The following is a 12,555-nucleotide window of genomic DNA, read 5'->3' on the forward strand; positions in this document are numbered from 1 at the left end:
GCGCACCCAGGCGGGAGGCCTAGGCTGGTCGGGTGATAAACCCCGTCATCCGCCCGCGACGACTGCGCAGCACCCCCGCGCTCCGCCGCCTGGCCAGCGAAACCCGTGTCCACCCCGCCGAGCTCGTTCTGCCGCTCTTCGTGCGTGAGGGCAACGAATCCACCCCGATCTCCTCGATGCCGGGCATCGTGCAGCACAGCGTCGACGCCGCACGCCGCGCCGTGGCCGAGGCCGCAGCGGCCGGAATCGGCGGGGTGATGCTGTTCGGTGTGCCGACCGTGCGCGACGCCACCGGCACTGGTGCGACCGATCCCGACGGCATCCTGAACGCCGCCACCCGCGCCGTGGTCGCCGAGGTGGGCGACGCCCTGGTGGTGCAGACCGACCTGTGCCTGGACGAATTCACCGACCACGGCCACTGCGGTGTGCTCGCCACCGACGGCCACGTCGACAACGACGCCACGCTGCTGCGTTACAACGACATGGCGCTCGCGCAGGCGGAGGCCGGTTCGGCGCTGCTGGGCCTGTCCGGAATGATGGACGGTCAGGTCGCCTCGGTGCGCGCCACCCTCGACGCCGCCGGCTATGCCGACACCGCCGTGCTGGCCTACTCCGCCAAGTACGCCTCCGCCTACTACGGCCCGTTCCGCGAGGCCGTGCAGTCCACCCTCGTCGGCGACCGCCGCACCTACCAGCTCGACCCCGCCAACCGGCGCGAGGGCGTGCGTGAGGCCCGCATCGACATCGACGAGGGCGCCGACGTGGTCATGGTCAAGCCCGCGGGCAGCTACCTCGACGTGCTCGCCGAGGTTGTCGCGATGAGCGAGGTTCCCGTCTGGGCGTACCAGGTCTCCGGCGAATACGCCATGATCGAGGCCGCCGCCGCGCGGGGCTGGATCGACCGCCGCCGCGCGATCGAGGAGTCGGTGCTCAGCATCCGCCGTGCCGGTGCCGACGCCATTCTCACCTACTGGGCCGTCGAACTCGCCGCCTGGCTCACCGAAACGGATGCCCGATGACGCACATCACTCACAACGACGAGCTCTTCGCCCGCGCGCAGCTCTCCATCCCCGGCGGCGTCAATTCGCCGGTGCGTGCCTTCCGGTCGGTCGGCGGCACCCCGCTGTTCCTGGTGAAGGCGGCCGGCGCCTACGTCACCGACTCGGACGGTCGCGAGTACGTCGACCTGGTCAGCTCGTGGGGCCCGGCGATCCTCGGCCACGCGCACCCCGCCGTGGTCAGCGCCGTGCAGGAGGCCGCCGCCCTGGGTCTGTCGTTCGGCGCCTCCACGCCCGGCGAGACCGTGCTCGCCGAGCTGATCAAGGACCGCGTCGGCGCCATCGAGAAGCTGCGCCTGGTTTCCACCGGCACGGAGGCCACCATGACGGCCATCCGCCTGGCCCGCGGGTTCACCCAGCGTGACCTGCTGATCAAGTTCGCCGGCCACTACCACGGCCACTCCGACGGCCTGCTGGCCGAGGCCGGCTCCGGCCTGGCCACCCTCGCGCTGCCCGGCTCGGCCGGCGTCACCGCGGCCACCGCCGCGCAGACCCTGGTGCTGCCCTACAACGACCTCGACGCCGTGCGCGCCGCTTTCGAGGCGCACCCGGGCCGCATCGCCGCCGTGATCACCGAGGCCGCCGCCGCCAACATGGGCGTCGTCGCCCCGGATACCGGCTTCAACGCGGCCCTCTGCGACCTCGCGCACGAGTACGGCGCCCTGCTCATCGTCGACGAGGTGCTCACCGGCTTCCGGGTCAACCCCGGCGGCTACTGGGCCCTGCAGGCCGCCGACGGCGAGACCTACACGCCGGACCTGTTCACCTACGGCAAGGTCATCGGCGGCGGCCTGCCGGTCGCCGCGCTCGGTGGCCGGGCCGACGTGATGGACTTCCTGGCCCCGGCCGGCCCGGTCTACCAGGCCGGAACGCTCTCGGGTAATCCGGTGGCCGTTGCCGCCGGCATCGCAACCCTCACCGCGGCCGACGCGCACGTGTACGCGCGCCTCGACGAGACCGCCGAGCTGCTCTCCGAGGCCGTCTCCAGTGCACTCTTCGCCGAGGGTGTCGCGCACAGCGTGCAGCACGCCGGCAACCTGTTCAGCTTCGTCTTCGGCCAGGACGCCGCGATCACGCCGCCGCGCAGCTACGCCGAGGTGCAGCGCCAGGAAACCTACCGCTACGGGCCGTTCTTCCACTCCATGCTCGAAAGCGGCGTCTCCCTGCCGCCGTCGGTGTTCGAGGCCTGGTTCGTCTCCGCCGCCCACGACGGCGACTCGATCGGCAAGATCCTCGAGGCACTGCCGGCCGCGGCGAAGGCGGCCGCCGAGGCGCGTCCGACGGCCTAGCTCGGGTTCCACCGCGGCCGACTGTTGCCGAATCGGACATGTGCGTCCGGCGCGCTGGGCGCACATGTCCGCGCGGGCAACAGAAGCGGGGTGTCGGGGCGGGTCCGGCGCGGCGGCGTTATGTCTTTGTGAGTTAGCGACAAGAGGTTTTCCGGCCGGACCGGGCAGACTGGGGGAATGGCTTCTTTGCGCGTACACCCCGACCGGCTGGAGATTCATCTGACGGCAGCGGAGAAGACGCTGGCGTTCCGCCGGGAAGACCTGGTGATCCAGCGCGAGAACATCCGGTCGGTGACGATCACGGATGATCCGTGGATCTGGGTGCGCGGCATCCGTGCCCCCGGCGCCCTCGTGCCGCTGGTCGTGGCCGTCGGCGTGTGGAAGTTCCACGGTGGCAAGGATTTCCTCGCCATCAAGCGCAGGCGCCAGGCCGTCGTGATCGACCTGATCGGCGACGACTTCGCCCGGGTGATCCTGTCGACCAACCACGCACCTGACCTCATCGCCTCCCTGAAGCTTGAGGCCACCGACGCGCAGGACGTGCCGGAGCTCGACGAGCCGACAGCGGCCGAGCAGCCTGCCGAGCCGACGTCGCCGGTCAAGCCGGCCAAGCCGGCCAAACGGATCCGAACCCCCAAGGTCGCCAAGGCTGTCGAGCTCACCGAGCCGGCAGTGTCGGCCGCACCGGTGAAGCCGGCCCGGCGGGCCAGGCCCGCCACGGTCGCCACGGTCGTCGAACCCGCTGAAACAACTGAGACGATCAAGCCGGCCAAGCGGGCGTCCCGCGCCAAGGTGACACCTCTTGCCGAGAGCGCCGCCGACCCGGTGGACCTGCCGGTCGCCGAGCCGGTCGACGTGCCGGAGGCGACCGCGTAGGTCGCCCGGTTCGTGCGGGGTCAGCGAATGGTGCTGGCCCGCACGTGGATGCGTTCGCCCGTCTGGCCGAACAGGCTGAGGATCTCCGTCGGCTCGGGTCCCGCGCTGCCGAAGGCGTGCGGCACCCTGGTGTCGAACTCGGCAACCTCGCCCACCCCGAGGATCATGTCGTGCTCGCCGAGCATCAGGCGCAGGCGACCGCTCAGCACGTAGAACCAGTCGAATCCCTCGTGGCTGCGCTGCTCGAGCTGCTCGTCGCCGGTGCGCCCGGGGATGATCATCTTGAACGCCTGCAGGCCGCCCGCGGTACGGCTGAGCGGAACGAAGGTGCGGCCATGGCGCGTGAACGGTCGCTGATCCAGGCGCGGGTCGTCGGCGGCGGGAGTATGCACGAGGTCGTCGATGGTCACGTCATGGGCACTCGAGAGAGCGAGCAGTAGCTCCAGGGTGGGCTTGCGCTGCCCGGACTCGAGGCGGGAGAGGGTGCTCTCCGAGATTCCGGTGGTCGCGGAGAGCTGCGCCTGGGTGCGCCCGCTCTGCAGGCGCAGCTCGCGCAGCCGGGCACCGACGTTTTGGGCAACGGATGGCGGGTCTGAGGTCATGCACCCATCGTGCCAGACCGGCAAGCCATCTTGCGTTCCCTATGCCAGGCGGTCGAGGAACGCGATCGTGCGCGCCAGGATGAGCTCGGCGATCTCCTCGTCGTATTCGTCCAGGCTGGGATCGGCGACGAGATGGGCGGAGCCCGGGTAGATGAACAGCTCGGCCGCACCGGCATCCTCGGCGAGCTCCTCGACCTCGAGCAGCTCGATCCACTCGTCCTCCGCGGTCACGTGCAGTTGCAGCGCCACCGTGGCGGGCCAGTCCGATCCGAACATCGCGGCCGGCACCCCGCCGTGGAACAGCAGCGCGCCGACAGCGCCGCTGCGGGTCTGGGCGAGCTTCTGGGCGGGCAGGGTGCCGAGCGAGAAGCCCGCGTAGACCGTGTCCGCAGGCAACCCATCCGCTGCCCGTTCGCCACGCTCGATAATGGTGTCGAAGCCAGTCTTCTCGGCGTGCGCGACGCCGGCGTCGATGGTGTCGAAGGTCAGGCCGTCGTAGAGGTCGGGCACGACAACGTCGTGGCCCGCGTCCCGCAAGCGCTGGGCGAAGTCCGCCACCCCTTCGGTGAGGCCCTGCGCGTGGTGAAAGAGGATGACGTGGGTCACAACGGTCCTTTCGGCGGGTCCTGCCCGGCCGGGAACCTAGGCGAACAGGAAGAGGATGAATCCAATCAGCGGCAGCGTACCCTGCGTGAGGGCAGACCTGACCCTGCCGGGCCCAGAGGTGGTCAGAATGATGGCGGCGACGAACATCGAGGCCGTGCTGAACAGGATCAGCGCCGCCCCAGCCTCCTCGGGGCCGCCGAAGTACAGGAACAGCCCGATGACGGCGCCCACCGCGAGAAAGAGGTTGTAGAAACCTTGGTTGTAGGCCAGGACCCTGGTGGTCTCCGCCTCGGTTTGGCTGGCCAGGCCGAAGCGCTGCCAGGTCTTCGGCCGGGTCCACCAAGCGCTCTCCATCAGGAAGATGTAGACGTGCAGCACCGCCGCGAGAGCGATGAAAACGGATGCGACGGTGGCCATTCCGTCAGCCTAGCCGGGCGGTGCCGTCGTGGCAGATGTCGGCGGGATCAGTGACGCACGTCGACGACGGTGCGGCCATGCATCCGTCCGGCCAGGATGTCCCCGGCCGCGGCGAACGAGTCCTCGAGCGTGATGACCGAGGTCAGGCTGTCGAGCAGCTCGAGGTCGACCTCGGTCGCGAGGTGCGCCCAGGCCTCTTCGCGAAGCGCCAGGGGGGCCTCGACCGAATTGATGCCGGCCAGGGTGACCGCCCGCAGGATGAAGGGCATCACGGTGGTAGGCAGGTCGGCGCCCTGGGCCAGCCCGCAGGAGGCCACCACGCCGCCCTGGTCGGTCTGGGCGAGGATGTTGGCGAGGGTGAAGCTGCCGACGGAATCGACCGCGCCCGCCCAGCGCTGGGTCTGCAGGGGTTTGCCTGCCTCGTCGAGAGTGTGCCGGTCGAGGATCTGGGCGGCTCCGAGACCGCGCAGATAGTCGCCGAGCTCGTCGCCGCGGCCGGTGGAGGCGACCACGCGGTAGCCGCGAGCCGCGAGCAGGGCGATCGCGATCGAACCGACGCCGCCGGCCGCGCCGGTCACGAGCACATCGCCGGAGTCCGGGGCCACCCCGCCGCGTTCGAGGGCGAGCACGGCGAGCATGGCCGTGAAGCCGGCGGTGCCGATGGCGGCGGCGCGCTCGGCGCTCACGGCCTCGGGCAGGCGCACCAGGGAGCCGCCGGAAACGCGGGCCCGTTCGGCGAAGCCGCCGTGGTGGCTTTCGCCGATCCCGGCGCCGTTGAGGATTACGTGGTCGCCGGCCGCCCAGCGCGGGTCACTGCTCGACTCGACCGTGCCCACCAGGTCGATGCCCGCGATCAGCGGCCAGACCCTGGCCACGCCGGGCTTGCCCATCAGAGCCAGGCCGTCCTTGTAATTGATGCTGGAGAACTCCACCGCCACGGTGACGTCGCCGTCCATCAGCGCATCATTCCCGATTGTGGTCAGTGCGGAGGATTGAGTGCGCTTGCCCGACTCATCCTCGGTGCGGGTGACGACGATCGCGCGGAATTCTGTAGCAGACATGACTTCACCCTAGACCCGGGATATGTGTCAGATCCGGCCGCACACCGGGCCTTTCTGCCCAAAACGCTTTTAGGTGACGTCGCGCTTCCAGCTGATGAAGTAGCCGCCGACGGTGGCGACCAGCCCATAGGCCAGCAGTGCCAGGCCGCCCTGCCAGGGCTCTAGCACGGTCCCGCCGGGGCTGGCCAGGGTGAAGAAACTCGCGCCCACGAGGGCGTCGGAGGCGGCGCCGGGCAGGAACTTGCCGATGTCCGCGGTCACCTCGGTGAACGCCGCGGCGAAGCGCAGCAGTGGCTCAACGAACTGGGTGAACGCGAGCACGATCACGATCGACGCGACCTGGCTCGGCACGAGCACACCCAGACCCACGCCGATCACGGCCCAGAGTGCCATGGCGAGCACGGTGCGCCCGATCAGCGCCCAGGTCTCGCCGTCGGCGAGCAGCGGGTCAACGCCGAAGCCGCCGAGCACCAGCGCGCCGACGCCGACGGATGCGGCCAGGCCGACAACGCCGAGAGCCGCGCCCACCACGAACAGGCTGATCGTCTTGGCGCCCAGCACCCGACCGCGCTTCGGGGTGGCGAGGAAGGTGGGCGTGAGGGTCTGGTGCCGGAACTCGCCCGTGGTTGCCAGCGCACCCAGCAGCACCGGGAAGACGTACCCCACCGAGGAGGCGAAGCTGTAGATCAGCGGGGGCAGACTGCCGAGGCCGGTCAGGCTGCTGCCGCCGCCGGTATTCACGGCGTCGGGGTTGATGGCACCGCTCTCCAGACCGCCGAACAGGGCGGCGAGACCGCCGGCCAGCAGGGCGATGTAGCCGAACAGCACGAGCGCGAGGATCCACCACATCCGGGTGGTCAGGATCTTGCTGAATTCGGCGGCCACGGGGCGCAGGATCAGGTTCACAGTGAATCGCCTCCTTCGACGAGGGCGAGGAAGGAGTCTTCCAGGCCCGCCTTCTGCCGGTGCAGCACGTTCAGTTCCACCCCGGCGGTGAAGGCGATATGCCCCACCCTGCCGGGGTCTGGCACGGCGACGATCAACCCGGTGCGGCCGGAGGTGAAGGGCACGCCGGCGTCGGTGAGGGCCATGATCAGGGCGTCACGGTTCGGGGAGTCCACTATGACCTGCGGGGCGATGTTGGTGTCGAGGCTGGACAGCGGGCCGGAATGCACTAGCTCGCCCTTGGCGATGATGATGACGTCGTCGACGCTCTGCTGCACCTCGCTGAGCAGGTGTGAGCTGACCAGCACGGTGCGTCCCTCAGCGGCCATGCTGCTGAGGAACCCGCGGATCCACTTGATGCCCTCGGGGTCGAGGCCGTTGATGGGCTCGTCGAGCACCAGCACGCCGGGGTCGCCGAGCAGGGAGTAGGCCAGGCCCAATCGCTGGCGCATGCCCAGCGAGTAACTGCCGACCCGTTGGTTGGCGTGTTCGGCCAGGCCCACGGTGTGCAGCACCTCGACGACCCTGGTTCGGGGAAGGCCGGCGGCGATGGTGTAGACGCCCAGGTGATGGGCTGCGGTGCGGCCGGGGTGGAAGCTGGCGGCTTCGAGCGCCGCTCCGACGGTGTGCAGCGGGCGGGGGAGGTCACGGTAGCGCAGGCCGCCGAAGGTGGCGGTGCCCGAAGTGGGCGCGACGAGGCCCAGCAGCATCCGCAGCGTGGTGGTCTTACCGGCGCCGTTGGGGCCGAGGAAGCCGGTAACCCGGCCGGGCTCGACGGTGAAGGACAGGTCGTTGACCGCCGTGACCTGGCCGAATTTTTTGGTGATGCTGGTGAATTCGATGACGGCGCCGATTGGCATCCGAGTCCCCTCTGTCGCTTGGTGCTCAGCTTATGGGGAGAACGGGCCGGTCCGCCGGGGTTTTGGGTCAGCCGAGCACGAAATCCGTGATCGCGGCCAGCAGCACGTCGATCTCGCCGGGGGTACCGTACGGGGCCAGGCCGATGCGCAGGGCCCCGGTCTCGCCCAGGCCCAAGTGCCTGGAGGCCTCGAGCGCGTAGAACGAGCCGGAGGGTGCGAGGATCCCGCGCCCGAATAGGAACTCTGCGGCGTCGGCGGCCGGCCGGCCCGCGAAGCCCACCAGCACCGTGGGGGTGCGCTCGGCGGCCCGGGAATAGACCGTCACGCCGGGCAGGGCGGCCAGCCCGGACTCCAGCCGCTCCCGGAGGGAATCCTCGTGGGCCTCGGCCAGGTTCAGCGAGGTGCGCAGAAGCGCCCGGCGGCTGACGCTCGGCCGCGGCGCCACCCCGGTGGCCAACTCGCCGAGTCCGGCGAGGAAGTCGACGGCGGCGCTCACCCCGGCCAGGGTCTCGTACGGCAGGGTGCCGAGTTCGAAACGCTCAGGCACCACATCCGTCGACGGCAGCAGCTTGTCGGGGTGGATGCCGGCCAGGAGCGCCGGGTCCGCCGCGAGTACTCCGCAGTGCGGGCCGAAAAACTTGTAGGGCGAGCACACGAAGAAGTCCGCGCCGAGCGCGGCGAGGTCCACGAAGGCGTGCGGCACGTAGTGCACGCCGTCGACGAAGAGCAGCGCCCCGGCCTGGTGCGTCACAGCGGCGATCTCGGCAATCGCGGGGCGGGTGCCGATCAGGTTGGAGGCGGCGGTCACCGCTACGAGGCGGGTGCGGTCGGTGAGCACCGCGGCCACCGAGGACGCGGGCAGTTCGCCGGTTTCCGGGTCGAAGTCCACCCAGACCACCGTGGCGCCGGCGCGGTCGGCGGCCTGCACCCACGGGCGGATGTTGGCGTCGTGGTCGAGCCTGGACACCACGATCTCGTCGCCGGGCGCCCAGTCGTGGGAGAGGTGGCGGGAGAAGTCGTAGGTGAGCTGTGTGGCGCTGCGTCCGTAGACAATGCCGAGCGGGTCGGCGCCGAGCAGGTCGGCCATCGCCGAGCGGAACCCGGTGACGGCGTCGTCGGCGTTTCGCTCTGAGAGGCTGCGGCGGCCGCGGATCGACAGCGGGCCGGTAAGGGTGCTGAGGATGGCCTGCCCGACGCTGAGCGGGGTCTGGGTGCCGCCCGGGCTGTCGAAGTGCACGATTCCCGCCGAGAGGGCGGGGAAGTGGGCGCGGATCGATTCGACGTCGTAGGTCACCCTGCCATCCAAGCATTGATCCGGCGGCGGCCGACACTGACGCCGACACCGAACTACCATGGCGCCATGCCAGAGACTCCGGCGGTGCCCACCGGACGCCGGCGCGTCTCGCCCGGGGCGATTCTCGATGCGTTCTTCTTCGTGCTGGCCGGCTTCGCTTCGGTGTGGCTGGCGGTGCTGCTGGCCACCGAGAGCCTGGGGCTGGGCTGGGGGCTGCTCTGGTTCGCCGTGTTGTTCTGGGCGCTGCTGGCCTATCTCGTGCTGCCACGTCTGCATCGCATCCTCACCCGGCTCTATGTGCCGGACTACTTCATCGGCCGCACCCGCACCAGCGACGGCCTGCTCGGCGACCCGGTCAACCTCGCCGTCATCGGCAACGCCGAGCAGGTGCATGCGGCGCTCGCCGCGGCCGGCTGGACCCGGGCCGACGACGTCACGCTCGCCTCGAGCTGGCGGATCGTGACCGCCACGGTGCGCCGGCGCAGCTACCTGCAGGCGCCGGTGAGTCCGCTGCTGCTCTTCGACAGGGTGCAGGACTTCGCCTATCAGCAGGAGGTCGCGAACAACCCGGCCAAGCGCCACCACGTGCGCTTCTGGCGCTGCCCCGACGGTTGGATGCTGCCCGGCGGGCACCGGGTGGACTGGGTCGCGGCCGGCACCTTCGACCGGGCGGTGGGGCTGTCGCTGTTCACCCTGCAGGTCACCCACAAGATCGACGAGCACACCGACATCGAGCGCGACCACATCGTGGCGAGCATCCGGCGGGCGGTGCCGCAGACCCGCCTCGTGCTGATCCGGGACTTCGCCACCGGCTACCACTCCCGGAACGGCGGCGGCGACAACATCCAGACGGATGGCGACCTGCCCGTGATCGATCTGCGCGGTATGCCCGTGGCCGGGGCGCCGTCCGGCGCGGGGGTGCCCGGCGCGGGGGTGCCCGGCGCGGGGGTGCCGGGCGACGGCGGCGCCGTCATCGAACTGACCGGGTTGTCGTGACGGGCGCGGTCGCCCTCGGCAGGGACAAGCGTCCCCCGTCGGTCATCGGCGGGGTGCTGCTGATGGGTGTGCGGGCGCTGACGGGCGGGTTCGCCATTCTCACGGTCATCGCGTCGTGGGACAGCTTCGTGGGTACGATCGTGCTCAACGGCGAGAAGCTCGCCGGGAGCGACCCGCAGACCGCCGGTGCCGTGCTGGGCTGGCTGCTCGCGGCCTACGGGCTCTACCTCGTGCTCTACCTGAGCCTGGCCGCGTCGGTGTTCACCGGCCACAATCGGGCCAGGGTGGTGGCGATGTCGTTCGCCTCGGTGAGCATCCTTCTGTCGTTCGCGGACTATGCGCTCAATGGTGCCCAGATCACCCTGCGCACCTCGTTGGTGAGCGTCACGATCGACATTTTGATCCTGCTGGCGCTCTCGAGCACCCAGGCGCGCCATTACGCCCGGGCTGCGAGGGCGGCCCGGGCGGAGCGGGTCAGCCGTTGAACTCCACAGGGTCCGGGCCGATCCGGGAGTCGGTGTTCAGGCCGTCGATCAGCAGCAGGTCGGCGGGGCTGAGCTCGAAGTCAATCCAATGGGCTCGGGGAATCCTTCACGTTTCTGCGCGGATTGGTTCTTCTCCCGCGCTCAAATTGCGTGCGCTCCGCTGGTCGAGCCTGTCGAGACCCAGCGACGGTAGTTGCAGGCGCGCTATAGATGATTGCACACGCTAGGTATGTGCGCAAGCAGCTACTTTGCGGGAATGGGCGGTTGCGCGGTCTCGCGAGCCGGCTCAGTTCGCGTGCACCGAGCAGGCCGGGGCCGCCACGGCCACGCAGTCCGGGCACGCCACGAGTTGCTCCCGGCAGGACAGGTCCCGGCAGTTGAGCATGTTCTTGGTGCCCTCGCCGCAGACCTGGCAGGTGCCGAGCACGGCGGCGTGGTCGCTGAAGTCCACCGACATCCGCTGGTCGAACACGTACAGCGAACCGTCCCAGAGGCCGTCGTCGCCGTAGGCCTCGCCGTAGCGCACGATGCCGCCCTCGAGCTGGTAGACCTCGCCGAAGCCACGGTCCTTCATGAGCGACGAGAGCACCTCGCAGCGGATGCCGCCGGTGCAGTAGGTCACCACGGGCTGGCCCTTGAGGTGGTCGTACTTGCCGCTGTCGAGCTCGGACGCGAACTCACGGGTGTTCGCCACATCCGGCACCACGGCACCCCGGAACCGGCCGATCTCGGCCTCGAAGGCGTTGCGGCCATCGAAGAATACGACGTCATCGCCACGTTCGGCCACGAGGGCGTGCAGCTCAGCCGGGGCCAGTCGGGTGCCGCCGCCCACGACGCCGCCAGCATCCACAGACAGGGCCGCCGGCGAGCCGAAGCTCACGATCTCGTCGCGCACCTTAACCACCATGCGGGGGAAGTCGAGGCTCGCGCCTGACTCGTCGAGGCCGGTGCCTTCGCTCCATTTGAAGTCGATTTCCGCGAACGGCGCGTACTGACGGGTCTTGCGCACGTACCGCTTGAGGGCGGGCAGGTCGCCGCCCACGGTACCGTTCAGGCCGTCCTTCGAGATCAGGATGCGGCCACGCAGGCCGAGCGACTCGCAGAGGTCACGCTGCCACAGGCGGATGGCTTCGGGGTCGCCTAGCGGAGTGAAGACGTAGTAGAGCAGGATCTTCGGAATGGCCACCCCCATATTTTAGGCGGCAGCGAGGGGGCGCGAGGCGGCCCACGTAGGCTGAGCCAATCAGACCGCCACTAGATCCTTGGAGTGTGCATGACAACGATCGATCCCTTCGCCCGTTTCGGCGAGGTGCCCCTGTTCAGCCTGACCAGCTCGGTGATGACCGACGGCGGCCCGCTGGCCGCCGCCCAGTACGCCGCCGGCGCCGGTGGCGCGGACGTCTCGCCCGACCTGCACTGGAGCGGCTTCCCCGCCGAGACCCGGAGCTTCGCGCTCACGGTCTTCGACCCGGATGCCCCGACCGGGTCCGGGTACTGGCACTGGGCGGTCTTCGACATTCCCGCCGACGTCGACAGCCTGCCCACCGGGGCTGGAGTCGCGAACTCGGTGCTGCTGCCAGCTGGCGCCGTCGTCATGCCCAACGAGATCCGCCAGGCCACCTTCATCGGCGCCGCCCCGCCGCGCGGAACGGGCACGCACCGATATCAGTTCGTGCTGCATGCCCTGGACGTCGCAGACCTCGGCGTCGACCCGCAGGCCACCCCGGGCGTGCTGGGCTTCAACGTGCACTTCCACACCCTGGCCCGCGCCGTTCTCGAGGCCACCGGAGTCGCCGGAGGCGCCGCCTAGCCGGAACACTCCCATGGTCGAGCGTGTCGTCGCCGTGCTGAGCGTGCCGAAGTAAGCCCCCGTGAGCCGTCCCCGAGAACGTCCCCCTCCCGTTGGTCGAGCTTGTCGAGACCCCGCGAGCCGTCCTCGTCAACGCTCCAACCTCGCTGGTCGAGCCTGTCGAGACCACGCGAGCCGTCCTTTCGCTGCGAAATAAGTTTCGATATTCGCTTGTGGATAAGTTGACATTCTCTCGCATCTCGGTCTGATTCGTGAG

14 protein-coding genes are annotated in these 12,555 nt (G+C 69.8%); 6 read left to right on the forward strand and 8 right to left on the reverse strand.

The features are described from left to right. Nucleotides 1-35 precede the first annotated feature (35 nt). The 3 genes from hemB (at nucleotide 36) to E3O42_RS18190 (ending at nucleotide 3,223) form a co-directional block, all read left to right on the forward strand. Nucleotides 36-1,019 carry a porphobilinogen synthase gene (gene hemB, locus E3O42_RS14795; protein ID WP_420897886.1) on the forward strand — a complete coding sequence of 328 codons (984 nt, stop codon included), beginning with the start codon at nucleotides 36-38 and terminating at the stop codon, nucleotides 1,017-1,019. Then, nucleotides 1,016-2,347 carry a glutamate-1-semialdehyde 2,1-aminomutase gene (gene hemL / locus E3O42_RS14800; protein WP_174844278.1) on the forward strand — a complete coding sequence of 444 codons (1,332 nt, stop codon included), beginning with the start codon at nucleotides 1,016-1,018 and terminating at the stop codon, nucleotides 2,345-2,347. The genes hemB and hemL overlap by 4 nt, the downstream gene beginning before the upstream one ends. A gap of 177 nt (nucleotides 2,348-2,524) precedes the next feature. After that, the gene (locus tag E3O42_RS18190) at nucleotides 2,525-3,223 is read left to right on the forward strand and encodes a hypothetical protein (RefSeq protein ID WP_174844279.1); all 699 of its coding nucleotides are present in this window, start codon (nucleotides 2,525-2,527) and stop codon (nucleotides 3,221-3,223) included. 20 nt (nucleotides 3,224-3,243) lie between these two features. Here E3O42_RS18190 and E3O42_RS14810 read toward each other — a convergent pair whose 3' ends face one another. The 7 genes from E3O42_RS14810 to E3O42_RS14840 all read right to left on the reverse strand — a co-directional run bounded on the left by E3O42_RS14810 (nucleotide 3,244) and on the right by E3O42_RS14840 (nucleotide 9,008). Then, on the reverse strand, nucleotides 3,244-3,825 hold the full coding sequence (locus E3O42_RS14810) for a helix-turn-helix domain-containing protein (protein WP_134454664.1): 582 nt from the start codon (nucleotides 3,823-3,825) through the stop codon (nucleotides 3,244-3,246). A 39-nt stretch (nucleotides 3,826-3,864) separates the two neighbouring features. Continuing rightward, a complete protein-coding gene (locus E3O42_RS14815) occupies nucleotides 3,865-4,431 on the reverse strand; it encodes a dienelactone hydrolase family protein (protein WP_134454665.1) in 567 nt (188 codons plus the stop codon). A gap of 36 nt (nucleotides 4,432-4,467) precedes the next feature. Next, on the reverse strand, nucleotides 4,468-4,848 hold the full coding sequence (locus E3O42_RS14820; protein WP_134454666.1) for a DUF1304 domain-containing protein: 381 nt from the start codon (nucleotides 4,846-4,848) through the stop codon (nucleotides 4,468-4,470). 47 nt (nucleotides 4,849-4,895) lie between these two features. Then, nucleotides 4,896-5,909 (reverse strand): MDR family oxidoreductase, encoded by a 1,014-nt coding sequence (locus E3O42_RS14825; RefSeq protein WP_134454667.1) that lies wholly within the window; start codon nucleotides 5,907-5,909, stop codon nucleotides 4,896-4,898. A gap of 69 nt (nucleotides 5,910-5,978) precedes the next feature. Then, nucleotides 5,979-6,815 carry an ABC transporter permease gene (locus E3O42_RS14830; protein WP_241984857.1) on the reverse strand — a complete coding sequence of 279 codons (837 nt, stop codon included), beginning with the start codon at nucleotides 6,813-6,815 and terminating at the stop codon, nucleotides 5,979-5,981. After that, entirely contained in the window at nucleotides 6,812-7,714 is a 903-nt protein-coding gene (locus E3O42_RS14835; RefSeq protein WP_134454668.1) for an ATP-binding cassette domain-containing protein, read from the reverse strand. Before E3O42_RS14835 ends, E3O42_RS14830 begins: the two co-directional genes overlap by 4 nt. Before the next feature lie 67 nt (nucleotides 7,715-7,781). Then, the gene (locus tag E3O42_RS14840) at nucleotides 7,782-9,008 is read right to left on the reverse strand and encodes a cysteine desulfurase-like protein (protein WP_134454669.1); all 1,227 of its coding nucleotides are present in this window, start codon (nucleotides 9,006-9,008) and stop codon (nucleotides 7,782-7,784) included. 66 nt (nucleotides 9,009-9,074) lie between these two features. Between E3O42_RS14840 and E3O42_RS14845 the strand changes: the two genes are divergently transcribed. Together E3O42_RS14845 and E3O42_RS14850 are read left to right on the forward strand one after the other, a co-directional pair. Beyond that, complete coding sequence (locus E3O42_RS14845; RefSeq protein WP_134454670.1) at nucleotides 9,075-10,004, forward strand: LssY C-terminal domain-containing protein; 930 nt, start codon at nucleotides 9,075-9,077, stop codon at nucleotides 10,002-10,004. Further along, the gene (locus tag E3O42_RS14850; protein WP_134454671.1) at nucleotides 10,001-10,489 is read left to right on the forward strand and encodes a hypothetical protein; all 489 of its coding nucleotides are present in this window, start codon (nucleotides 10,001-10,003) and stop codon (nucleotides 10,487-10,489) included. Before E3O42_RS14845 ends, E3O42_RS14850 begins: the two co-directional genes overlap by 4 nt. Nucleotides 10,490-10,775: 286 nt before the next feature. On the opposite strand, the gene trhO is transcribed toward E3O42_RS14850, so the two are convergent. Next, nucleotides 10,776-11,675 carry an oxygen-dependent tRNA uridine(34) hydroxylase TrhO gene (gene trhO / locus E3O42_RS14855; protein WP_134454672.1) on the reverse strand — a complete coding sequence of 300 codons (900 nt, stop codon included), beginning with the start codon at nucleotides 11,673-11,675 and terminating at the stop codon, nucleotides 10,776-10,778. Nucleotides 11,676-11,762: 87 nt separating this feature from the next. Between trhO and E3O42_RS14860 the strand changes: the two genes are divergently transcribed. Continuing rightward, nucleotides 11,763-12,299 carry a YbhB/YbcL family Raf kinase inhibitor-like protein gene (locus tag E3O42_RS14860; RefSeq protein WP_134454673.1) on the forward strand — a complete coding sequence of 179 codons (537 nt, stop codon included), beginning with the start codon at nucleotides 11,763-11,765 and terminating at the stop codon, nucleotides 12,297-12,299. Nucleotides 12,300-12,555 lie beyond the last annotated feature (256 nt).

This window comes from Cryobacterium adonitolivorans (genome assembly GCF_004402695.1).
GTDB lineage: Bacteria > Actinomycetota > Actinomycetes > Actinomycetales > Microbacteriaceae > Cryobacterium > Cryobacterium adonitolivorans.

Coding starts and splice junctions, on each gene's coding strand:
- E3O42_RS14835 (WP_134454668.1), bottom strand. CDS start 7,714: ATGCCAATCGGCGCCGTCATCGAATTCACCAGCATCACCAAAAAATTC.
- hemL (WP_174844278.1), top strand. CDS start 1,016: ATGACGCACATCACTCACAACGACGAGCTCTTCGCCCGCGCGCAGCTC.
- E3O42_RS14820 (WP_134454666.1), bottom strand. CDS start 4,848: ATGGCCACCGTCGCATCCGTTTTCATCGCTCTCGCGGCGGTGCTGCAC.
- E3O42_RS14860 (WP_134454673.1), top strand. CDS start 11,763: ATGACAACGATCGATCCCTTCGCCCGTTTCGGCGAGGTGCCCCTGTTC.
- E3O42_RS14845 (WP_134454670.1), top strand. CDS start 9,075: ATGCCAGAGACTCCGGCGGTGCCCACCGGACGCCGGCGCGTCTCGCCC.
- E3O42_RS18190 (WP_174844279.1), top strand. CDS start 2,525: ATGGCTTCTTTGCGCGTACACCCCGACCGGCTGGAGATTCATCTGACG.
- E3O42_RS14825 (WP_134454667.1), bottom strand. CDS start 5,909: ATGTCTGCTACAGAATTCCGCGCGATCGTCGTCACCCGCACCGAGGAT.
- E3O42_RS14810 (WP_134454664.1), bottom strand. CDS start 3,825: ATGACCTCAGACCCGCCATCCGTTGCCCAAAACGTCGGTGCCCGGCTG.